The 21,992-nt window shown below is 61.8% G+C and carries 22 protein-coding genes; 3 read left to right on the top strand and 19 right to left on the bottom strand.

What is annotated here, in order from left to right; genetic code table 11:
* Positions 1 to 26: 26 nt before the first annotated feature.
* Genes flgG through flgB form a run of 6 tightly spaced genes read right to left on the bottom strand, consistent with a single transcriptional unit; the run spans position 27 to position 4,584 of the window.
* Positions 27 to 809 carry a flagellar basal-body rod protein FlgG gene (gene flgG / locus OTERR_RS04510; protein WP_054620501.1) on the bottom strand — a complete coding sequence of 261 codons (783 nt, stop codon included), beginning with the start codon at positions 807 to 809 and terminating at the stop codon, positions 27 to 29.
* Positions 810 to 837: 28 nt separating this feature from the next.
* Positions 838 to 1,581 carry a flagellar basal-body rod protein FlgF gene (gene flgF / locus OTERR_RS04505; protein ID WP_054620502.1) on the bottom strand — a complete coding sequence of 248 codons (744 nt, stop codon included), beginning with the start codon at positions 1,579 to 1,581 and terminating at the stop codon, positions 838 to 840.
* A 34-nt stretch (positions 1,582 to 1,615) separates the two neighbouring features.
* Complete coding sequence (gene flgE / locus OTERR_RS04500; protein ID WP_054620503.1) at positions 1,616 to 2,971, bottom strand: flagellar hook protein FlgE; 1,356 nt, start codon at positions 2,969 to 2,971, stop codon at positions 1,616 to 1,618.
* Between the two features lie 48 nt (positions 2,972 to 3,019).
* Positions 3,020 to 3,697: a flagellar hook assembly protein FlgD gene (locus tag OTERR_RS04495; RefSeq protein WP_149424987.1), complete on the bottom strand. Its 678-nt coding sequence runs from the start codon at positions 3,695 to 3,697 to the stop codon at positions 3,020 to 3,022.
* 29 nt (positions 3,698 to 3,726) lie between these two features.
* The gene (flgC, locus tag OTERR_RS04490) at positions 3,727 to 4,134 is read right to left on the bottom strand and encodes a flagellar basal body rod protein FlgC (protein ID WP_054620505.1); all 408 of its coding nucleotides are present in this window, start codon (positions 4,132 to 4,134) and stop codon (positions 3,727 to 3,729) included.
* Between the two features lie 36 nt (positions 4,135 to 4,170).
* Positions 4,171 to 4,584, bottom strand: a complete 414-nt coding sequence (gene flgB / locus OTERR_RS04485; protein WP_054620506.1) for a flagellar basal body rod protein FlgB — start codon at positions 4,582 to 4,584, stop codon at positions 4,171 to 4,173.
* A gap of 318 nt (positions 4,585 to 4,902) precedes the next feature.
* Here flgB and flgA point away from each other — a divergent pair, with 318 nt between their 5' ends.
* The 3 genes from flgA (at position 4,903) to OTERR_RS04470 (ending at position 6,529) form a co-directional block, all read left to right on the top strand.
* Positions 4,903 to 5,508, top strand: coding sequence for a flagellar basal body P-ring formation chaperone FlgA (gene flgA, locus OTERR_RS04480; RefSeq protein ID WP_281290348.1), 606 nt, complete (start codon positions 4,903 to 4,905; stop codon positions 5,506 to 5,508).
* 171 nt (positions 5,509 to 5,679) lie between these two features.
* A complete protein-coding gene (gene flgM / locus OTERR_RS04475; protein WP_082396662.1) occupies positions 5,680 to 5,994 on the top strand; it encodes a flagellar biosynthesis anti-sigma factor FlgM in 315 nt (104 codons plus the stop codon).
* A 34-nt stretch (positions 5,995 to 6,028) separates the two neighbouring features.
* The gene (locus OTERR_RS04470; protein WP_149424985.1) at positions 6,029 to 6,529 is read left to right on the top strand and encodes a flagella synthesis protein FlgN; all 501 of its coding nucleotides are present in this window, start codon (positions 6,029 to 6,031) and stop codon (positions 6,527 to 6,529) included.
* A 72-nt stretch (positions 6,530 to 6,601) separates the two neighbouring features.
* Here OTERR_RS04470 and motD read toward each other — a convergent pair whose 3' ends face one another.
* The 13 genes from motD to OTERR_RS04405 form a co-directional block, all read right to left on the bottom strand.
* Positions 6,602 to 7,480: a flagellar motor protein MotD gene (motD, locus tag OTERR_RS04465; RefSeq protein ID WP_149424984.1), complete on the bottom strand. Its 879-nt coding sequence runs from the start codon at positions 7,478 to 7,480 to the stop codon at positions 6,602 to 6,604.
* Positions 7,481 to 7,485: 5 nt separating this feature from the next.
* Positions 7,486 to 8,226, bottom strand: coding sequence for a flagellar motor protein (locus OTERR_RS04460; RefSeq protein WP_054620510.1), 741 nt, complete (start codon positions 8,224 to 8,226; stop codon positions 7,486 to 7,488).
* On the bottom strand, positions 8,219 to 8,968 hold the full coding sequence (locus tag OTERR_RS04455; protein ID WP_054620511.1) for an RNA polymerase sigma factor FliA: 750 nt from the start codon (positions 8,966 to 8,968) through the stop codon (positions 8,219 to 8,221). Before OTERR_RS04455 ends, OTERR_RS04460 begins: the two co-directional genes overlap by 8 nt.
* 15 nt (positions 8,969 to 8,983) lie before the next feature.
* On the bottom strand, positions 8,984 to 9,874 hold the full coding sequence (locus OTERR_RS04450) for a MinD/ParA family ATP-binding protein (protein ID WP_149424983.1): 891 nt from the start codon (positions 9,872 to 9,874) through the stop codon (positions 8,984 to 8,986).
* Positions 9,867 to 11,375: a flagellar biosynthesis GTPase FlhF gene (gene flhF, locus OTERR_RS04445; protein WP_054620513.1), complete on the bottom strand. Its 1,509-nt coding sequence runs from the start codon at positions 11,373 to 11,375 to the stop codon at positions 9,867 to 9,869. The genes OTERR_RS04450 and flhF overlap by 8 nt, the downstream gene beginning before the upstream one ends.
* Positions 11,372 to 13,459, bottom strand: a complete 2,088-nt coding sequence (gene flhA, locus OTERR_RS04440) for a flagellar biosynthesis protein FlhA (protein WP_054620514.1) — start codon at positions 13,457 to 13,459, stop codon at positions 11,372 to 11,374. Before flhA ends, flhF begins: the two co-directional genes overlap by 4 nt.
* Complete coding sequence (gene flhB, locus OTERR_RS04435; protein WP_054620515.1) at positions 13,452 to 14,618, bottom strand: flagellar biosynthesis protein FlhB; 1,167 nt, start codon at positions 14,616 to 14,618, stop codon at positions 13,452 to 13,454. The genes flhA and flhB overlap by 8 nt, the downstream gene beginning before the upstream one ends.
* Positions 14,619 to 14,811: 193 nt before the next feature.
* The gene (locus tag OTERR_RS04430) at positions 14,812 to 16,725 is read right to left on the bottom strand and encodes a chemotaxis protein CheA (RefSeq protein WP_187775305.1); all 1,914 of its coding nucleotides are present in this window, start codon (positions 16,723 to 16,725) and stop codon (positions 14,812 to 14,814) included.
* A gap of 11 nt (positions 16,726 to 16,736) precedes the next feature.
* The gene (cheZ, locus tag OTERR_RS04425; protein WP_149424982.1) at positions 16,737 to 17,678 is read right to left on the bottom strand and encodes a protein phosphatase CheZ; all 942 of its coding nucleotides are present in this window, start codon (positions 17,676 to 17,678) and stop codon (positions 16,737 to 16,739) included.
* Positions 17,679 to 17,681: 3 nt separating this feature from the next.
* The gene (cheY, locus tag OTERR_RS04420) at positions 17,682 to 18,071 is read right to left on the bottom strand and encodes a chemotaxis response regulator CheY (RefSeq protein WP_054620516.1); all 390 of its coding nucleotides are present in this window, start codon (positions 18,069 to 18,071) and stop codon (positions 17,682 to 17,684) included.
* 53 nt (positions 18,072 to 18,124) lie between these two features.
* Positions 18,125 to 19,063: a chemotaxis protein gene (locus OTERR_RS04415; protein ID WP_054620532.1), complete on the bottom strand. Its 939-nt coding sequence runs from the start codon at positions 19,061 to 19,063 to the stop codon at positions 18,125 to 18,127.
* 21 nt (positions 19,064 to 19,084) lie between these two features.
* Positions 19,085 to 20,050 (bottom strand): chemotaxis protein, encoded by a 966-nt coding sequence (locus OTERR_RS04410; protein ID WP_054620517.1) that lies wholly within the window; start codon positions 20,048 to 20,050, stop codon positions 19,085 to 19,087.
* A 135-nt stretch (positions 20,051 to 20,185) separates the two neighbouring features.
* The gene (locus OTERR_RS04405; protein ID WP_149424981.1) at positions 20,186 to 21,913 is read right to left on the bottom strand and encodes a methyl-accepting chemotaxis protein; all 1,728 of its coding nucleotides are present in this window, start codon (positions 21,911 to 21,913) and stop codon (positions 20,186 to 20,188) included.
* Between the last annotated feature and the right edge of the window lie 79 nt (positions 21,914 to 21,992).

The following is a 21,992-nucleotide window of genomic DNA, read 5'->3' as shown; positions in this document are numbered from 1 at the left end:
CTCCTTGCTAGCCCTGGCGCCTTACTTTAGAGCTGTGTCAGCCGGGCCAGCATCTGGTCGGACGTGGACACCACCTTAGAATTGAGTTCGTAGGCGCGCTGGGTCTGGATCATGGTCACCAGTTCCTCGGCCACGTTCACGTTGGAGGTTTCCACATAATTCTGGTTGAGCACCCCCAGGCCATTGGTCCCCGGAATGTTCGGCTGGGGGGCGCCACTGGCGGCGGTCTCCAGGAACAGGTTCTCGCCCTGGCTCTGCAGGCCACCCGGGTTGATGAAGCTGGCCAGCTGGATTTGACCCAGCTGCTGCGGGTTGGGTGTACCCGGCAGGGTGACGCTGACCACGCCGTCCTTGGCGATGGTGATGGTCAGGGCGTTCTGCGGGATGGTGATGTTGGGCTGCAGCGGATAGCCGCTGGAGGTGACCAACTGCCCCTGGTTGTCACGCTGGAACGAACCGTCCCGGGTATAACCGATGGTGCCGTCAGGCATCAGGATCTGGAAGAAGCCGTTGCCGTTGATCGCCACATCCAGGGAGTTGCCGGTGTTCTGCAGGTTGCCCTGGGTGAAGATGCGCGCCGTGGATACCGGCTTTACCCCGGTGCCGAGCTGCAGACCGGAAGGCACCTGGGTCTGCTGCGACGACTGGGCTCCGGGCTGGCGCAGGGTCTGGTAGAGCAGATCCTCGAAGACCGCCCGGGACCGTTTGAAGCCGTTAGTGCTGGTATTGGCCAGGTTGTTGGCGATCACGTCCAGCTGCATCTGCTGGGCGTCGAGGCCGGTACGGGCGATCCATAGCGAACGAATCATGGGGGCCGATCCTTATTGTTCTAGTCGGTTAGCTGTTCACGCCGAGCACTTGGTCGGCGCTCCGGGCGTTGGTATCGGCGGTTTGCAGCATCTTCACCTGCATCTCGAACTGACGGGCAATGGAGATCATGCTCACCATGGTATCCACCACGTTCACGTTGCTGCCTTCCAGGGTTTCGGTGGCCAGACGCACATTGGGGTCGGCATCGGCCGGCTGGCCGTTTTTCTGGCGGAACAGGCCGTCGGCACTGCGTTCCAGGCTGGCCGGGTCCGGGTTCACCAGTTTGATCTGCCCGACCGCATCGGTAACGTTGGGGGTGCCGAAGAGAGGCACCACCGACACGGTGCCGTCCGGAGCGATCGACACCCGGTTGTCCGGGGGCACGGCGATCGGACCGCTGTTGGACAGCACCGCGTAACCCTCGGGGGTCTGCAGCTGGCCATTGGCACTGACCTGCAGGTTGCCGGCCCGGGTATACGCTTCCTGGCCGTTGGGAGTTTGAACGGCGATCCAGCCCTGCCCCTTGATGGCGACGTCGAGGGCACGGCCGGTAAAGCTCATCGGCCCCTGGTCCAGCACATCCTTGACCGCTGCATCCACCACGAACGCCCGAGTCGGCATGCCTTCGCCCTGGATCGGCACCGCGCGGAACTGGTGTTCCTGGCTGCGATAGCCGGTGGTCGATGCGTTGGCCAGGTTGTGCGCAACCCCAGCCTGCCTCAGGAAGGCATGCTTGGCGCCGGTCATGGCCGTATAAATCAGGCGGTCCATCGTGATGTCGCAGTCGGATCGAAGTTAGCGGACGTTAGCGCAGGTTCACCAGAGTGTTCATGATGGTGTCCTGAGTCTTGATGGTCTGGGCATTGGCCTGGTAGTTACGCTGCTGGGTGATCATGTTCACCAACTCCGCAGTGAGATCCACGTTGGATTCCTCGACGGAATTGGATTGCAGCGTCCCCAGACTGCCCGAGTTGGGAGCTCCAACGGTCGGCTGACCGGACACAGAGGTTTCGGCCCACTGATTGCCGCCCAGGCTAGTCAAACCATTGGGGTTCTGGAAGTTGGCCAGCACCACCTGTCCCAGGTTGCGTGCCTGGCCGTTGCTGTAGCGCCCCTGGATAACACCGTCCTCACCCACAGAAATCCCGTTGAGGCGCCCCGAGGTGTAGCCGTCCTGCTCCAGGCGACCACCGCCGGAAGTAGCACCGTATTGTGTCGAGCCGGTGAAATCGAGGCCGAACTTGAGCGGCGTGGTAGCGCTATTCGGCTTGTTGATGCCCGCAGCGATCTGGTCGGCAGAGAGACCGGCAAGATCGATCGTTACGGCGGCAATCGGCATCGTCGACGTCAGCTTGCCGTTGCTATCGAACTGCAGATTGATGGGGACCCCCGCGCCAGCACCGAGGTCCACGTTGGCAAACCGGGTGGTATCGACGTTGGCCCGTACTTCCCATTGCCCCGGCGTGGCAGTCTTGCGGAAGTAATAGGTCATGGTGTGGGGGTTACCCAGGGAGTCGTAGATCGACACAGCAGTCGAGTAGTTGTACGACTTTGGATCCACCGTTTCCAGACCAACCGGCGTTGCGGGAGGCACCGGCGCCGGGGAGACGGTGCTGGACCAGGCTGCCGGCAACTCCGCACGCGAATCCAGGTTGAGACCGTTGATCGACACCCCTTTGAAAGCGGCACCCACGCTCGCCCCCGTCGCCACCGGCGACAGGTTGGCCGAGCTGATCTGCAATTCCTGGGGAGTGGAAGGCACGATCACCCCGTTCGGGTCCGCCGGGTAGCCGGTCAGCTTGAGGGACTGGTCATTGATGATGTAGCCGGACTTGTCCAGGTGGAACTGGCCGTTGCGGGTATAGGAGATAGAGCCGTTCTGGCTCATGCGGAAGAACCCCTGGCCGTTGATCGAGATATCCAGGGGATTGTTGGTCGTGGTGATATTGCCCTGAGTGAATTGCTGGGCCACCGAGGCCAGGGCAGTACCGATACCCACCTGCAAGGCGCCGGAACCGGACAGGGAATTGGCAAAGACGTCGGCAAAATGCGCACTGGCCGATTTAAATCCCACGGTGCTGGCGTTGGCGACGTTGTTGCCGATCACATCGAGGGCCTTGGACGAAGCGCCGAGTCCGCTCAAACCTTGCTGGAATGCCATGCTTGGCTCCTTAACCTGTTATTTGCTGTTCTGTTGCTGCAACCGGACTCAGAGGATCTGGCGCACGTCTTCAAAATTAACGAGACCGCTGCCAAGATCGAGCTGGAAGCCGCCATTGGTTCCACGAACAAGAGCACTTACCGTGCCAAGTCCCAGCGCATTCGCGGTCACTTTGTTGCCACCCTGGGTCGCACTCACCTCGAAGGTATAGTTCCCCTGAGGCAGGGCCTCACCATCGCTATTCTTGCCATCCCAGATAAAGGCAAAGCTGCCGGCGGAGTTGGCTCCCAGCTGCTCGGTTGCCACCACTTCACCCGCGGCGTTCTTGATCGAAACCGTCACGGCATCGGCAGCAGCGCCCAACTCCACCCCCCCCATCGCCCCCTTCTCGCCCAGGGCCAGATCGGAGCCCGGCACCAGTACATGCCGCCCGAGCAACGAGGCGCTCTGCATGGCCTGCGCCGAGTTATACAACCCCATCATCTGGGTCATGGTGGTATTGAGCTTTTCGATACCGCTGACCGTGTTGATTTGCGCCAGTTGCTGGGTCATCTGGGCATTGTCCAGGGGATTCATCGGATCCTGGTTCTGCAACTGGGTGACGAGCAGCTTGAGAAAGCGGTCCTGCATTTCCTCAGTGGCGCTTTTCTTCGTCGACGAGGTGGACTGGCGGTAAGCCGCCAGGACGTCGTCCGTCTGGCTGGTGGAGTTTTGCACGGTTGCCATGATGAATTCCTATCGAAGAGTCGGCGGCCTTACTGGCCCAGGGTCAGGGTGCGCAGCAGCAAGGTCTTGGCCGTATTCATGACTTCGGTATTGGTCTGGTAGGAGCGCGAAGCAGAAATCATGTTGGTCATTTCTTCGACCACATCCACATTGGGCATGGTCACGTAGCCATCGGCATTGGCCGCTGGGCTGCGCGGGTCGTAGACGAGCCGGTGCGGCGCTGCGCTATCCACGACCTGTTGCACCTTGACCCCCATGGACGCCTGGGTCGTCCCCATCGGAGTGGCCTCGAACACCACCTGCTTGGCCTTGTAGGGCTGGCCATCGGCGGACACCAGGGAATCGGCGTTGGCCAGGTTACTGGCCACGGTATTAAGCCGCATCGACTGGGCAGTGAGTGCGCTGCCGGCAATATTGAAAACGCTCAACATGCTCATGATTCAGATTCCTGTTCGTCGTCCGGGCGCGCCGGATCAGCCGTTGTTGCTTTGCACGGCGGTCTGCATGGTGCGGAACTGGCCGGTAAGGAAGGTCACGGCCGCCTCGTAGTGCAGCGAGTTGTCGGCAAAAGCGGCGCGCTCGGTATCCATATCGACGGTATTCCCATCCACACTCGACTGGGTATCGCGGCGGTACAGCACCGGGAACGGTGAGGGCGTACCGGTGCCGGCCAGATGGCGCGCATTGGTGCGGGACAGATCGACGCCGCTGCTCTGATTCTTGCCCGCCAGGGAGTCCGCCAGAACCGACTGAAAATCGATGTCCCGCGCCTTGTAGTGGGGGGTATCCGCGTTGGCGATGTTGGCCGCCAGGATCTGCTGGCGCTGGGCGCGCACGCCGAGCGCCTGGCGCTGGACGTTGATGAGCTGATCGAGCTTATTGGCCACGGTACCCTCGCGGAGAAATTTGACTGACTCTCCTTAAGCGGATTTCATGCCAGCCCCATTCCTTGCCGTGCTACCGCCCTCCAGCCTTGCGCCCCAGGCCGCCGCAAGCCTCCTGCTTATCCCTGCAAATCGGCAAACCATTCTCCGCCACCTTACCGGCGGCAAGTTTTGCCGGGAACGGGATTGCTGGGGCACAATGCCCCTTGCCCCCACCCTCCTGCCTCCGTTATGCGCCGCTTGCTTGCCTTGCTGTTCACCGCCCTGCCAGTTCTAGCCTCGACACCTGCCCACGCCCAAAACACGGGTATGGAGGCCGTGGTGATCAACGCTGTCGACCGGTTCCTGGCGACCCAGACACAGGGCCTGCCAGGCCGAGTCACCACCCGTATCGGCGCGCTCGATCCTCGTACTCAGCTGAGCCCATGCCCGACAGTTGAGGCATTTTTACCGAATGGAGCCCGCCTCTGGGGGCGCAGCACCGTGGGGGTACGCTGCAACGCTCCAGCAGGATGGACCGTCTTTGTCCCGGTTACCGTGAGCGTGGCCGGCAACTACCTGGTGGCCGCACGGCCCCTGGCACCCAATCAGCCCCTGCAGGCTGCGGACGTGGCCTTGGCCAGTGGCGATCTGGCCGCCTTGCCCGCAGGCGTCATCACCGACGTCAATCAATTGGCGGGTAAAAGCTTACGCAACAGCATCGCCGCAGGTCAGCCGATTCGTGGCGACCAGTTAATCGCTCCACTGGTTGTACGCCAAGGCCAACCCGTCAAATTGATCTCCCAAGGCGCGGGATTTTCCGCCAGCGCCGACGGCACAGCGCTCTCCAACGCTGCCGAGGGGCAGATGGCACAAGTACGGACAGGCAACGGTCAAACCGTCAGCGGCATCGCCCGAGAAGGCGGCATCGTAGAACTCAGTTACTGATTGCAGATCGGGCCCGACAAGCGACCGGCCCGCCTGCCCCGTAATCCGCTACAATTACAGCGGGTTCGTTACCGGTTGCCGTGTTCGGCATCGGAATATGTTCGATGGGCCTCAAGTTTCTCGCTTTTTTGCCGATAGAATTTGCAAGGAAACTATTTTCAGAGGCCTACCGTGAAAATCTCACCCTCTGCCACTCCTCCCGCCAGCACCTCTAGTGGCTACGCCGCTACCGATGTGCGCACCCGGCAACAGACCCGCACCGCCGAAGCCTCTTCGGGCGAGGACGTTCGGGTCAGCCTGTCGCGCAGCGAGGATACGGCACAAACCGACTCACCCTTCGATGCAGGCCGAATTGCGGCGATCCGCCAAGCCATCAGCGAAGGTCGCTTTTCGATCAATTCCGGCGCCATTGCCGACCGACTGCTGGACACCGCCCGGGAACTGATTCAAGGCAGCCCGGGACGGGCGAGTGGTCGCCAGGCCTGACTAGCGCCAAGCCGCGCTGCCATCCTCCATCGCCATGGGACTGCTTCCACCATCTTCCGCTGCCGACACCTTTGCCAGCACGCTCTCCCAAGAAGTGGCAGCCGTAACGCAGTTTGCCGCCTTGCTCGAGAGCGAGCAGGCCGATCTGAGCGCCGGGCGTGTGGATGCATTGGAAGATATCGTTGCCGCCAAAGCACTGCTGGTCCAACAGCTCAACCAATTCGCGGAACAACGTAACCGCCTGATTCAATCCCAGGGGTACACGGCAGATCGCGAGGGAATCGACGCCTGGCTTGCTGCCCACGGAACACCGGCAATACGCCATACCTGGGCACAACTGCAACACCAGGCGCAACGGGCCAAGCAACTCAACGAGCAGAACGGGCAGTTGATCGCCCTACGCATGCAAAACACCAGCGGCGCATTACAGGTACTCCTCCAACGCAACCAAGCCCCCGCCGCAGACGTTTATGGTCCGGACGGCCAAAGGCTCGGGGGTGGCGGGACCGGCAGCCGCCTGATTGATTCGGTCTGACGCCTCATCTCTCGAATACAAAAACAGAACGCCTCCACTGGAGGGCGTTCTGTTTTATCCCATAAAGAAGACCTAGCGTCCCCCGCTCCCGGCACCGCCGTCAAGGGCCGCGCCCACTGCCGAAGCCGCCGCCGGGGACGGGGTCACGCCATCGCCGCTAACCGGGGCAGAGGGCGGCGCAGCCGGCGGTGGCACTTCTGGCTCGGCGGGAATTGCCGATTCGATCAAGATGGAAACCCGCCGATTACGTGCCCGCCCCTCTTGAGTGTCATTGCCCTCGACTGGCCGGTGCTCGCCGTAGCCAATGGCCGTCAGCCGCTGGGGCGACACCCCGGCATCAGCAAAGAGGCGCAGCACCGTGGTGGCACGCACCGCCGACAATTCCCAGTTGGAGGGATACAAGGCCGTGCGGATCGGCACATTGTCGGTATGCCCCTCGACCACGATTGGAAACTCGGTCGGTGCCAGCACTTCGCCAACCATGCGCAACGCCTGGGCCGACGTCGGCTCCAGTTGCGCCTGCCCTGGGGAAAACAGCACGCTGTCGGCGATTTCGATGGTCACCCCCTTGTCGGTTTCCACCAGCCGAACCTTGCCCTGTCGAACCAAGGGGGCTAGAGCCCGGAAGATGTCCTGGGCCACGTTGCGCATCTTGTCGCGCTGGGCTTGCCGACGCGCAGCAGTCTGCGGATCCTGTTTGACCACGATCTGCTTGATCGAGGCGTTGGGCGGCGTAACGATGTTCATCTGCCCTGCACCGACTACTTGAACGTTGCGGAAGGCCGAGACCAGAGAGTCGGATAAAACCCGGTACTTACCCTCGTTCACCGAGGAAATGGCATACATCACCACGAAGAAGGCAAACAGCAAGGTGATGAAGTCTGCGTAGGAAACGAGCCAGCGTTCGAGATTCTCGTGCTCCTCCTCGTGGCCACGCCGCCGCCGTGCCATGACCGTCAGCCCAAGTAGCCGCGCATGCGGCCTTCGATGATGCGCGGATTATCCCCGTTGGCGATCCCCACTAGGCCGTCCACGAACATTTCCCGCGCGGTCACCAGGCGGCCGACATAGGCCAGCAGTTTTTTCGACATGGGGATCAAGACCAGGTTAGCCATGCCAACCCCGTAAATCGTGGCAACAAAGGCCACAGCGATACCGGCCCCAAGCTTGGAGGGGTCGGTCAGGTTTTCCATCACGTGGATCAAGCCCATCACTGCGCCAAGAATGCCGATGGTGGGCGAATAGCCACCTGCCGATTCCCACACTTTTGCCGCCAGCTTGAGATCGTTTTCATAAGCGCCGATCTCGACTTCGAGCACTTCACGCAGCCGCTCCGGCTCGGCGCCATCCACCAGCAGTTGCAGGCCTTTGCGATAAAAAGGGTCGGTCTGGGCGGCAATAAACCCTTCAAGGGCGAGCAAACCTTCACGACGGGAAATCTGGCTCCAGTTCGCGACCTGGTCGATCAAACGCTTCGACTCCACCTGGGGGGGAAACACCACCCACTTGAGCATACGCACCGCCCGGGTGAAGGTGGCCGAGGGGCTTTGCAGAAGAATGGCGCCCAAGGTACCGCCGATCACGATGACAAAGGCCGTCGGCTGGATGAGAGAGCCAATGTGCCCGCCTTCAAAAATTTGTCCCCCGACGATCGCGGTTATACCTACCACCAAGCCGATCAGGCTGATCTTATCCATGACGCCCCTTCTTGGTTTTCTTCACTTTCCCCTCCTCGCCCAGGACTCGGGCACGCAGCCGGGCAATCGCCTGGCTGTGCAGCTGGCAGACGCGCGATTCGGTGACTCCGAGGACTTCACCGATCTCGCGCAGATTTAGTTCTTCTTCGTAGTACAGCGCCATCACCAGCTTTTCCCGCTCCGGGAGCGCATCGATTCCTTCGACCAGGGCTTGCCGCAGGGCCTGCTCTTCCAGCTGTTGCAACGGCGTGGTGTCGTCGTCGCTGACGTGGCGATCGAGGAACGACTCGCCTTCTTCTTCGGAGAAATCCTCGAAATAGAGGATCTGATGCCCCCGTGCCTCCAGGAGCAGACGCTGGTAGTCCGCCAAGGGCATACCTAAGGCCTCGGCCAGTTCCAGCTCCGTCGGGGAACGCCCCTGGGCATGTTCCAACTGATGTAGCGCCTTTTCGACGCGGCGTAACTCACGCCGGATTCCCCGCGGCAGCCAATCGTTCTCGCGCAAGCCATCAAGCATGGCACCGCGAATGCGCTGGGTGGCATAGGTTTCGAACTGGGCGCCGAGTCCGCTCTCGTAGCGGCCGATGGCATCGAGCAGGCCGATCATGCCGTTTTGGACCAGGTCATCCACCTGCACGCTCGCAGGCAACCGCGCCATCAGGTGATGGGCGATACGTTTGACGAGCGGGGCAAAATGCTGGATCAGCTGCTCCCTGTCCAGCTGTCCGGCGGGGGTATACATCGGCTCTGGTACTGGCTATCCGGCGTGGACGGCGGCAGGCGTTATGCGTTGGCTCAAGTGTAACAGCTGTTGGGTGAACTGTCCGAGCCCGCCCGGTCCTTGGGAATCGGCGACAGGCCAAGTCATCAGGTCGGCAGCCAACATCCGCAGAGCATAAGCAACCGGACTATCGGGATAGGCGCCGATGACCGGTTGGGCAACCTGCACAGCGCGCCGCAAGGCCTCGTCGTGGGGCAAGGTTGCCGCCAGGTCCACACGCACCCCCAAGCGGCTGGCAGCCACTTGGGCCATGTTGTCGAAGATCGCCGCCGCTTCTTCCGGAAGGCGGATATTGTTGAGCAGGGCACGAAAATGCCGGCGCCCATAAGTCATGCTCATCCGCTTGATCAAGGCATAGGCCTCGGTAATGGCCGCGGTATCCCCGGATACCACGACCATCGTTTCGCTGGCAGCCAACCCCAGGGGAGACACCCCGGCCGGATTATCCTGGGCGCTATCCACCAGGATCACATCTACTGGACGGTCGATCTGCTCCAAGGCGCCGACCAGGGCGCGCTGCTGCGCCGGGTTGAAGCCAGCCATGGCGCGGATCGCCCGGGCCACCGGCAGCACGGTCACACCCGCACAAACGGGCAACAGAGCTTCGGCCATCGCCACATGGCCATTCATCACCTGGAACAGGTCGGCGCGGTGCGGAACCCCAAACAAATCGGCCACAGGCTTGCGGATGTTTTCATCAAGCACCAGCACTTCCTGACCCTGGCGCGCCAGGGTTGCGGCCAGTTGGGCCAAGGCGACGGTCCTCCCAACGCCTGTCCGCCCCGCGATGAAATTGACGACCCGAACCGGCTCCTGGCCGAACAGGCGGCGCAATCCGGCAGCTTGGTCGACGTAGAAATCAGCCATGGCCGCCACCCGTGGTGGACAAGCCGGCATTGGCCATCACCAGGGTCGATTCCACCCCGGAATAGCGGTGCGGCGAGGTACCAGGCACATCACGAAAAGCACGGTGCAGCAGGTAGTTGCGATTGGGCAGATGGAGATCCTCAGGCACCCGCTGACCATTGGAGACGTAATGCAGGGACAGGCCATGACGGATTACCGCGTCCAGGGAAGTCGCCAGGCTGGCTGCTTCATCCACCTTGGTCAGGATGCACCCCGCCACGCCATCCCCTGGCTGTTCCCCCCGATAGGCGCGGATCACATCATCCAGGGTATCGCCCCGGCTGGTCGCGGAAAGCAGCAACAGACGGCGTACGCTGCCGCCGGATACCAGCATGGCGATCTGTTCTTGTACATGCTTGTCTTTCTGGCTCATCCCCATGGTGTCGATCAACACCATGTGCTTGTGGGAAAGCTCCGCCAGGGTCTGGCGCAGGTCGGCAGCATCGCGGACCAGATGTACCGACACCCCCAGAATGCGGCCATAAATGCGCAGTTGCTCGTGGGCCCCGATCCGGTAACCGTCGGTGGTTACCAACGCGACTTTGGCTGCACCATGGCGCACCACGCAACGGGCTGCAAGCTTGGCAGTCGTGGTGGTCTTGCCCACACCGGTTGGACCGACCAAGGCATAGACCCCCCCCTGCTCGATGATGTCGGCGTCGGACGACAGCGTCATCAAAGACCGGTCCGCCGCTCCCTTGACCCACATCATGGCCTGGGTGGCATCCAGCCCGGAGGGAAGTCCGGACAATAAATCACGGGCAAATTGTGGCGAAAAGCCGGCATCAAGAAGCTGGGCCAGCGCCTGGGTCTTGCCCGGCTCGGTACGCCCGGTCTCCGCCCAGCTGAAGCCCGCCAGGTGCTGCTCCACCACCTTGCGCAATGCGCGCAGTTCGTCCATCACGGCGTGGGATACCGCCGGTTCCTCCATCCGCGGCGCCGCCTCGGGGCGAATCGCGCGGCGCAGTTCGCTGGCGGCAGCGGGCTCGTGGGAAGGTTGCGGCGCACGAGGAAGTTCGGCATTTCGGGACGCAGGACCATGGTCCTGGCGATTTTCCTGGCGAATCTGCCGGAATGGGGCATACGCCGCCTCCGGAGCAAGACTACGGGCAGGCGCCGGACGTTGCTCCGGCGCGGGGGGCGCGCCACCGGCCAGATCGGCCAACGGCATCGGCGTCGGCCGCACCGGTGCCGTCGCTGCCTTGCGGGCGGCGGACAGGCTGACCGAGTAATCGTCGCTGTTTTCCAGTTCACGCGGCATCACGTTAGGACGGGACAAGCCCTGCTCGTCCCGGGACGCCCCCGGCGCAATGGCCGCCATGTCCCGAGCAGCCACCGCCATGATTTCGACCCCGCCCGCGACACCGCGATTGGAGAGGATGATGGCATCGGCCCCGAGGGTTTCCTTGACCTTGCGCAACGCCTCCCGGGCGTTGGCCGCAATGAATTTCTTGACGTTCATGACCTACCTCCGATGATCGAGGTCACCTTGATGATCTTGGTCTCAGGCACTTCCGAATGGGCAATGACTTTCAACTGGGGTACCGAGCGACGGAGGAAACGGGACAGGAGGGCTCGAATGCTGCCGGGTACCAGCAGCACGGCGGGCAGGCCAAGTTCTTCCTGACGCTGCGCCGCCGTGGCGGTTTCGCGCACCAGGGTATCGGCGAGGCCGGGCTCGATGGTCGCTCCTTCGCCAGAGCCGGACACGGCCTGAACGAGGATGCGTTCCAACTGCGGATCGAGGGCCATGACCTGCATGTCCGCCCCCCCGGGATAAAGTTGCTGGATGATCGCACGGCCCATCGACTGGCGCACCTGGGCAGTGAGGGCGTCCGCATCGGTATTGCGCGGCGCCTGCTCGGCCAGGGTTTCCAGGATGGTTCGCATGTCGCGGATCGTGATCCCCTCGTCCAACAGGTTTTGCAGGACCTTCTGCAGGGTGCCCAGCGGCAGGACCTTCGGCACCAGATCTTCGGTGAGCTTGGGCGCTTCCTTGCTGACGTAATCCACCAGGGCCTGGGTTTCCTGGCGGCCGAGCAACTCGGCGGCATGGGACATGATCAGGTGGTTGAGGTGAGTAGCCACCACGGTGCTGGCGTCCACCACCGTGTAACCGAAGGCCTGGGCCTGATCCTTGAGGGTGGCATCGACCCATACCGCCGGCAACCCAAACGCAGGATCGATGGTCTTGTTACCCGGGACTTCGGCAGCGACGCGCCCCGGATTGATCGCTAGGAACTGGCCCGGGAAGGCATCACCGCTACCGATCTCCACGCCCTTGAGTTGGATACGGTAGGTGTTGGGCTTGAGCTCCAGATTGTCGCGAATATGCACCGAAGGAACGAGAAAACCGATTTCCTGGGCAAATTTCTTGCGGATACCGCGAATGCGCTTGAGCAATTCGCCATCCTGCCCTTTGTCGACCAGCGGGATAAGACGGTAGCCCACTTCCAGGCCCAACACATCCACTGGCAAGACGTCGTTCCAGGACGCTTCCTGGGACTCCGGCGCTGCTTTGGGCTGCACCGGCACAGGCTTGCTCTTGACCACCTCCTCGCTTTTCTTCGACAGCCGCCAGGAGTAGTAGCCCAACACACCGGCGAAGAGCAGGAAGACCAGGTTGGGCATGCCCGGGATGATGCCCAAGCCGCCGACGATCACGGCCGTCACGCCCATCACGCGGCTGTTGGAAAGCAATTGGCTGAGGAACTGCTGGGCGATCGGTTCGGTATCGCCCACCCGGGTCACCACCATACCGGCGGCAATGGAAATCATCAGTGCCGGGATCTGAGCCACCAAGCCGTCGCCGATGGTCAGCAGCACATACTGCTTCATGGCGGTAGCGGCATCCATGTTGTGCTGCAGCACGCCGATGATCAAGCCGCCGATGACGTTGATCAGCATGATCACGATACCGGCAACGGCATCGCCACGGACGAATTTCGACGAACCGTCCATGGAACCGTAGAAGTCGGCTTCCATGGCGATTTCAGAGCGGCGCTTGCGGGCATCGTCCTCGCCGATCAGGCCGGCGTTGAGGTCGGCATCGATGGCCATCTGCTTGCCCGGCATGGCGTCCAGGGTAAAGCGCGCCGACACTTCGGCGACCCGGCCGGCACCCTTGGTGATCACCACGAAGTTGATCACCACCAGAATCAGGAAGACGATCAGGCCGATAGCGTAGTTGCCCCCCACCAGAAAGTGGCCGAATGCCTCGATCACCTTGCCGGCAGCATCGGGCCCTTCATGACCGTGCAACAGCACAACCCGGGTCGACGCCACGTTGAGCGACAGGCGCAGCAGGGTCGTGACCAGCAGCAGGGTTGGAAAAACCGAGAATTCCAGGGGCTTCTGGGTATTGATCGCCGCCAGCAAGACGATGATCGACAGGGCGATATTGAAGGTGAAGAAAATATCCAGGGCGAAGGCGGGCAGCGGCAGCACCATCATCGCCAGGATCATCAGAATCAGGATCGGCCCCGCCAACTGCTGAGGCGACATGCGACCGAACAGGCCGCGCAGGGCTGCGGTGGCGTCAGCCATTTAGCGCTCCAGCCAAGGCCGGTTCGGCCGGAGCCGGCGGCACCAGTTCCGGCGGAATCGGCAGATCCCGCGGCGGCACCGGATAATCGCCCCCCTCGCTTCGGTAGCGGCGCAGTTGATACACATAGGCCAGCACTTCGGCGACGGCGTTGTACAAAGTACCGGGAATTTCCGCTTCGAGTTCGACGTGTTTGTACAAGGCCCGAGCCAGGGGCGGGGCCTCCAGGAATGCCACGCCGTGCTCAGTGCCGATCTCCCGGATCTTCAAGGCAATCACCCCCATCCCCTTGGCCACCACCTTGGGAGCTTTCATGCCGCTCTGATAGGCCAGGGCCACGGCAAAGTGGGTCGGGTTGGTAACGATCACATCGGCCTTGGGAATGGCGGACATCATGCGCTTGCGAGCGGCTTCACGCATCAACTGACGGATACGCCCCTTGACCTCGGGACTACCCTCCATTTCCTTCATTTCCTGTTTGACCTCTTCCTTGGTCATTTTCAGCTTGTCGTAGTACTGCCACAGCTGAAACGGCACGTCCGCCGCAACGATCAGCACCATGGCCGCCGCAATCACCAGGAAGCTCCAGGCCATCAGGTGGCCGGCATCGGCCAGGCCCGCTTCCAGCGATTGGGACGACAGGCCCAGCAGCTGATCGATCTCACGCCAGATGACCCAGATGGCGACGCCACCGACCAGCCCCGCCTTGACGACCGCCTTGGCCAACTCGACCAGGCCATTCCAGGAAAAAATGCGCCCCATCCCGCTCATGGGATTCAGGCGATTGAGATTCGGAGAGAAGGCCTTGGAGGAGAAATTCCAGGCGTTGAGGAAAAACGGAGAAGCGACGGCAGCGATGATCAACACCAAAAACAGAGGCCAGAGAGCGAAAACAGCATCGGTCGCCACATCCGCCAAGCGAACCAGCAAAACATTGGAGTCGGTAGCGAGCTGACGATCCCAGGCGATGCCCTTTTTGAAGACCTTGAGCATGCGGTCAACGAAATACCCCCCCATGAACCACACCGTCGATGCACCGGTGATGAGGACGAGAAAAGCCCCCAGCTCTCGTGACTGGGGGACCTGCCCCTCTTCCCGGGCCTGTTCGAGCCGCCTGCCTGTTGGCTGCTCTGTTCGTTCGAGATCGCTATCTTCAGCCATACCGGGTGCGTTTTAGGTTCCCGGCATTATAGAAAAAAACCAGGAAATTAAATAGCTAAGCAATTTATTTTAATGGGAAAAATAAAACAAAACGGCTGTCAAGCACCCCTATCAATAATCCAATTCTGCTTGCTCATAACGAAAAAAGCGGGGCATACGCCCCGCTTTTTTTACTTCGCAGCGATTAGCGCGATCAGTGCATTTCCAGGGCACGCAGGTTGCGGGGATCCGCTTCCAGATGCTGCCCCAGATCGGCCAGCAATTCCTTCATGTCGAGAATCAACACGATCTGACCGTTGGACAGGGTCGTCACACCCGCCACCCCACGAGGACGGAAGTCCTCCAAGGACTTGATCACAGCGTCGTCGCGACCCGCAAAGTTGTCCACACCAAGGATGAAGCTCTTCTCGGCCGTCTGCATCAACACGCCATATTCGGCGGGGCGCTCCTGCGGCCAGCCCAGCAGTTTGGCCAGGGAAACCACGGGCAAAATCTCGCCGCGCACCACCAGCGTTTCCTTGCCGCCTACTTCTTGGATCTTGGTGCGATCCACCGGCAGGATTTCCCGCACCAACGACAGCGGCAGAGCAAAGGGCTGATCACCCAGCAGCACCAGCAGCACGGGCAGAATCGCCAGGGTCAGCGGGAGAGAGATGATGAACACCGACCCCTTGCCCGGTTCGGAGCGGATCTCGATGGAACCGTTGAGCTTCTGGATGTTGGTCTTGACAACATCCATGCCGACACCACGGCCCGACACGTCGGACACCTGGGTCTTGGTGGAGAAACCCGGCAGAAAAATCAGGTTGAGGCTCTGGCGCTCATCCAGGGTATTGGCCTCTTCCTCGGAAATCAGCCCCTTCTCCACTGCCTTGGCACGGATGCGTTCTGCGCTCATGCCGCGGCCGTCATCGGCAATGATGAGGAGAATGTGATCTCCTTCCTGGCGCGCTTCCAGACGAACCAGGCTCTTGGCCGATTTCCCAGCGGCGGCGCGGTCTTCCGGATTTTCCACACCGTGGTCCACAGCATTGCGGATGAGGTGGATGAGGGGGTCGGCCAGATCCTCGATCATGGTCTTGTCCACCTCGGTTTCCTCACCGGCCAAGACCAGCTCCACGTCCTTGCCCAATTGCCGGGCCAAGTCGCGGGCGATACGGGGATACTTCTGGAAGAGGCGACCGATCGGTTGCATGCGGGTCTTCATCACCGCGTTCTGCAGATCCGAAACCAGCAGATCCAACTGGGAGACGGCCTGATCAAGGGCGTGCAGGGTGTCCGCATCGTTCTTGCCGGCCAGGATATCCACGCGCAGGCTGGTCAGCCGGTTCTTGGTCAGACCGATTTCGCCGGACAGGTTGAGCACCTGGTCGAGGCGGGCGGTATCGACCCGGATGGTGTTTTCCCGCACCCGCTCCTCAACGCGCCGTCCCGCAGGAGCCGGCGTACCGGGCTTGTCGGCGGCGCGACGACCGTAGGCCGGCGGGACCGGGGTCATCGTGGTGCCAGCAGCCGGATCCGCAACGGGAGCGGCGGCCGGAGCCTGGGGCGGAACAACGGCGGGAACGCCGGTAATCGCTGCATGCAAGACGGACCAGTCGGGGCCACCATCAGGGCCGGCCGGAATCGTGCCAGAGCCGGTCGCCGCAACCGGAGCCGCGGCTGGCGCGGCAGCGGCAACCGGGGCGGCAACCACCGGGGCGCCAGGTACCAGGCCAGTTTCCAGGGTGGTACGAAGCGCTCCGATCAACCCTTCTTCCGCCGGGCGGGGCTGCACGCCACCGGAGAGCTCGCCGAACATATCGCGAACGCCCTTGGTCGCCGCCATGATCAGGTCCATGAGTTCCGGCGACAGATGCATCTCGGCGTTGCGCAGCCGGTCGAAGAGGTTCTCGGTCAGGTGACAGAGCGTCACCAGTTCGGTGGCGTTGAGGAATCCAGCACCACCTTTGATGGTGTGAAAGCCACGAAAGATGTCGTTCAGCAGCCCCCGGTCATCCGGGTTCTTTTCCAGATCGACCAGCTTGTTGTCCACATCGGACAGGAGATCATGGGCTTCCTGCAAGAAATCCTGCAGGAGGTCCTCCATCCCGGCGAAATCGCTCATCGTTGTTGCTCCTAGAATCCGAGGCTTTCCAGCAGGTCATCCACCTGCCGCTGGTTCCCAACCACATCGCTCCGGCCCTCGGGATTGATCACGGGGCCGTTAAGCAGGCTATCAACCTCGTCGTTGCGCCGAGCTTCAGGCATGGCTTCCACCAGCACCTTCATCAGCCCGCTTTCCAGTTCCTGGGAGAGGCTGACAATCTTCTTGATGACCTGACCAGTCAGATCCTGGAAATCCTGAGCCATCATGATTTCCATCAGCTGGTCATTGGTCGCGGCCGCCTTTTGCGGCACCTGCGTCTTGAGGAAGTCCCGGGTTTCCGCCGCCAGGGTTTTGAACTCCTCAACCGACATTTCCTTGGCGTAGAGGCGATCCCAGCGCCCGCCCAATGCCTCGGCACTCGACTGCAGGTCATCCTGCAGCGGCTTGGCGATATCCGTGGCATTGAGGACCCGGCACGCCGCCTGCTCGGTCAGGTTGGCTACATAAGCCAGCCGATCCTTTGCATCCGGCAGAACCGACATGGTGTTTTCCAGCAGCTTGTCATAACCCAGCTCGCGCAGGGTGTCGTGCAACTGGCGGGCCATCTGGCCGATGCGGTTGAACACCCGGTCCTGCCCCGGCCAGGACTCGCCTGCTCCAGCCACGGCAATCAGGGCCTTCGGAACTTCGAGGAGTGCGGCCTCTTCCATGGACTCCTGGGCAAGAACCGGAGCAGCGGTGGAAGCCGCAGGGACGGGGGCTGCGGCAGGCGCGGTTGCAGCCACCGAATCGAACAATGCCTGCAACTCATCCGAATCCCCCGTACCGGGAATTGCGGACGGTGCGGGAGCAGGAGCAGCCGGAGGCGGTGCTGCAGCTGCAGGGGCACCGCTGGAAGCGGCGATGCTATCGAACAGCGCTTCAAGTTCGGCGTTGTCGCCGGCTTCACCAAAATTGGCGGGATTGCTCATGGCTCAGCCCCCCAATTTCTCAAAAATCTTTTGTAGCTTTTCGCTCAACACCGCCGACGTGAACGGCTTGACGATATAGCCGCTCGCGCCGGCTTGGGCAGCGGCGATGATGTTCTCGCGCTTGGCTTCGGCAGTAATCATGAGCACAGGCAGATGTTTCAGCGTTGGCGTCGCACGGATGGTCTGCAGCAGCGTGAGACCGTCCATGTTGGGCATGTTCCAGTCGGTCACAACGAAATCGAAACCCCCTGCCTGAAGTTTCTGCAGGGCGATGGCGCCGTCCTCGGCTTCGTCAACATTGGTGAAACCGAGTTCCTTGAGCAGGTTGCGGACGATACGACGCATGGTCGAGAAATCGTCCACCACCAGAAATTTCATCTTGGGATCGGACATGGCGTGACTCCGGTTCTAATTCTTGGAGATAAGTCTCTGGCGGGCGGGAGGAATCAACGTTCCACGAGGGGGCGTAGGGTGTCGGCCAGGATTTCGGAGTCGAACTTCCCGACGTAGGCATCCACCCCAACAGCCTTGCCCATGGCCCGGTTGGCTTCGGAGGACAAGGAGGAGTGCATGACGACCGGTACGCCGTCGAAGCGCGGATCGGCCTTGATGTTCTTGGTCAGCACATAGCCATCCATCTCGGGCATCTCGGCGTCGACCAGGATGAGGCGAATCTCGTCGCGAACCGGCTTGTTGATTTGCTGGCAATGGGCGGCAATGGCCTGCAGGCGGGTCAGGGCCTCGACGCCGTTGGTAGCGTGCTTGTGCTTGACGCCGAGTTTGTCGAGCACTTCCGCAATTTTCTTCCGGGCGACGATGGAGTCATCCACGAAGAACACGGTGGTGTCCTCTTCGACGCGGGCGGGCTGGATATCCACCACCACTGCCTCGCCGAAGGCGTTGGCCAGAATCTGCTCCACGTCCAGGATCGACACCAAGTGTCCGCCGCCAAGTTCGATCACGGCGGAAATCAGTCCCTGGTTCGCCACCAGAACGGATTCCGGAGCTTTCACCTTTTCCCAGTCGACACGGATGATGCGATCCACTTCGTCCACCAGGAAGCCCAGGGTGCGCCGGCTGTACTCGGCCACCATCATCGACTTGCCGATGGGCGGGACTTCACCTTCGAGTTGCAGGAAGGAAGACAGGGACAGCACGGGGATGACATTGCCGCGCAGGGAGATCAGCCCCTCCACGCCGCGGGGCATGTTCGGAGTTTTGGTGATGTGCGGGGTACGCCCCACTTCACGCACCTTGAAGACGTTGATCCCAAAGGTTTCCCGGGTTCCCAGGGAAAACAGCAGGATTTCCATCTGGTTCGAGCCGGCCAGCTTGGTGCGGGCATCGACGCTTTCCAGCAGATTCTTCTTTTCAGCAAAATTCATGGTCATCGTCCCCTGCGAACCTTATTCCGTCTCAACGGGCAGTGCGGCGCCAAGGCGGCGCGCCAGGGTTTCCGCAAGACGTTGCGGCTCGAACTTGGCCACATACTCGTCCACCCCGACCGACAAACCGAGCTTTTGATTGGACATCCCCGACAACGAGGAATGCATGATCACCGGAATGTTGGCAAAGCGCGGATCGGTCTTGATCTGCTTGGTCAGCATGTAACCGTCCAGCTCGGGCATCTCGATATCGGTCAGCACCAGACTCACCACGTCGCTGGCCGGTTTGCCCAGGGCCTGAGCATAGGCCGCCAGCTTATCCAGCTCGGTCAGGGCCTGGCGACCGTTGATGGCCGCCACATAACGCACGCCCATGGCATCGAGGGTGCGTTCGATCTGTTTGCGAGCGACGATCGAATCGTCGGCAAAGAGAACGGTACAGTTGGGCTTGTCGATGGGACGGATGGTGCGGAACTGGAATTCGTCGTCGTAGCGCGTCGTCTCCGACAGCACCTTCTCCACGTCCATCATCATCACCAGGCGGCCATCCTGCAGCTCGGTCACCGCGGTAACCAGGCCTCCCATTTCGGCCACCAGCATTTCCGGCGGAACCCGCATCTGGCTCCAGTCGAGGCGCAGGATCGTATCCACGGCTTCCACCAGGAAACCCTGCGTGTGGCCGTTGTACTCGGTGACGATCATGATGTCGCGCGGGGAGTCGGTCTGGACGCCGGCGTACTTGGCCAGATCCACCACCGGCACCAGGGCGCCCCGCAGGCTGACCATGCCCTCCACCGACGACGGCATCTCGGGAGCGGAGGTGATCGGCGGCGTACGCATGACCTCCCGCACCTTGAAGACGTTGATGCCGAACGTTTCCTTGCGGCCGTTGCGGGCATCTTCTCCCAAGGTAAACAGGAGGATTTCCAATTTGTTCGTGCCGGCCAGTTTGGTCCGGGCGTCGATGCTCTTCAGCAGTTCAGACATTGTTTCTCCCAGGCCGCGGGATATTCGGAATCAGTGATTCAGCGATGCGCGGGCGGCGAATTGTAACGGATTCAGACGAAAAGCCGCTCAATCGGAGCATACACGCAATTTTCGTCATTCTGTATTGCAGCGGCGTCATGCTTCCGTGCGGTAACCGATGCGAAAACCGCCCCAATGCCGCCCATCGACGACGAGCGGCGCAGAGATGTCGTGCATGATTTCCCCTGTGTCGCGCCGGTAGGTTTGCAGCAAGAACGGTTGTGTATGGGCACCGCAGCGCTTGCCCACCGGATCGTCAAAAATACGCTTGGTGCGATTACCGACAAAATCCTTCTTTTCATCGCCGGTAAGCGGCAGGGAAAAGCGCTGGTTATGCGTCGGTACGTAGCCTCGGGCGTCGCAGGCGATGGCATAAACAATTTCCGGATGCTGCTGCAACAGCGGCTCTTGTAGTGCCGGCAGGACCGAATCGGCAAACTCGTCGAAACGGGTCTTGAACTTTTGCGGCCGCGTCCCTGGAATCGGCTGGTACTGCTCATCGAACAAGTCCTCCAGACGCACCCGTCCTTTGGCCACGGCCTGGGAAAACGCCGCCGAAACACTTTTTGCCGCATTTTCGACCACCCCGGGCATGGCCGAGTGGATCGCCAAGGCCTTGTCACCCGCCTCGCCGAGGCGGAAAACATCGCCGATTTCATTCAGGTTGGCCGACAGGTATTCCAAGTGCCGGGCTTCGCGCAAGGTCGCCTCCGAGGCAGCGCTGTTGCCTTCGACCATCGACATGATTTCACTCACATGGGCGGCGATTTCCAGGCCACTGCGGCTCTGCTCGTCGATCGTGGCGGCGATGGAACGCACCTTGTCCTGGGTTTCCCGGGCACCTGCGTTGATGCGCGCCAGGGATTCCGCCGCCTGGCGGGCCAGGGCCGCTCCCTGGGTCGCCTGCTCGGTACCGGCGCCGATGCTGGCGATGGCCGAACGGGTTTCGCTCTGGATCGCACCGATCATCCCGGTAATTTCGCCGGTGGCCAGCGACGTGCGCTCAGCCAGCTTGCGTACCTCGTCGGCCACCACGGCAAAACCGCGGCCCGCCTCGCCGGCCCGAGCCGCTTCGATCGCGGCATTGAGCGCCAGCAGGTTGGTCTGATCGGCAATCTCGCGAATCGTCCGGACGATCCCCGAAATCGCTTCAGAGCGCTCTCCCAGAGCCTGAACGACCTGGGCCGACTGCTCCACCGAGGCCGAAATCCGCTCCATTTCCCGGGAGGCGTTGGCCACGATACCTTCGCCTTCCGCCGAGAGCTGGGTGGCCGTTTCGGCGATTTCAGCCGTCTCGCCGGCACGGTGGCTGACTTCGCCCATGCGCTCCGACAACACGTTCATCGCCCCCGCCGATGCCTGAGCCGCATCATGCTGCCGGGCCGAGCCGGTCGCCACCTGATTCGCCTCCTGCACCAATTGCCGGGCCGCCCGCCCCACTTCGCGGGAGTTGAAGAAGACCTTGCCGATGATGGTCTGGATGCTCCCCACCAGGCGGTTGTAGGCCTGGGCCGCGGCCACGAGATCGGCAGCGCCATCCGTCGGCGCCCGACGGGTCAGATCGCCATCGGCGTAGGTTTTTTCCAGGGCAAGCTGCAACGCCCGCACCGGTGTCAGCAGGGAACGAGCCAGGACAACGCCGCCGCCCCAGGCCACCACTGCCAGCCCCAGCCCTCCGCCCAGCCACGCCACCAACGGGACAGCGCCTTGACCGAGCCAATAACCCACCCCCAAGGCCAACACAACGGCGAACACCAATGCCAGGGAAATCTTGGTCCCTATTTTCATCTCGTTCATCTCCTCCGCCAGTGCCGTACCGGTCATGCCGGCCACATGCTTTTATCGGGTCGCCCAGCTTTCGGCCAAGCGCCTACGGTTATCTCCGCATGATACTTGGGCCTCG

The organism is Oryzomicrobium terrae, from assembly GCF_008274805.1.
Lineage (GTDB): Bacteria > Pseudomonadota > Gammaproteobacteria > Burkholderiales > Rhodocyclaceae > Oryzomicrobium > Oryzomicrobium terrae.
Note: the sequence above shows the minus strand (reverse complement) of the source record. Positions and strands in the feature narration are given on the sequence as shown.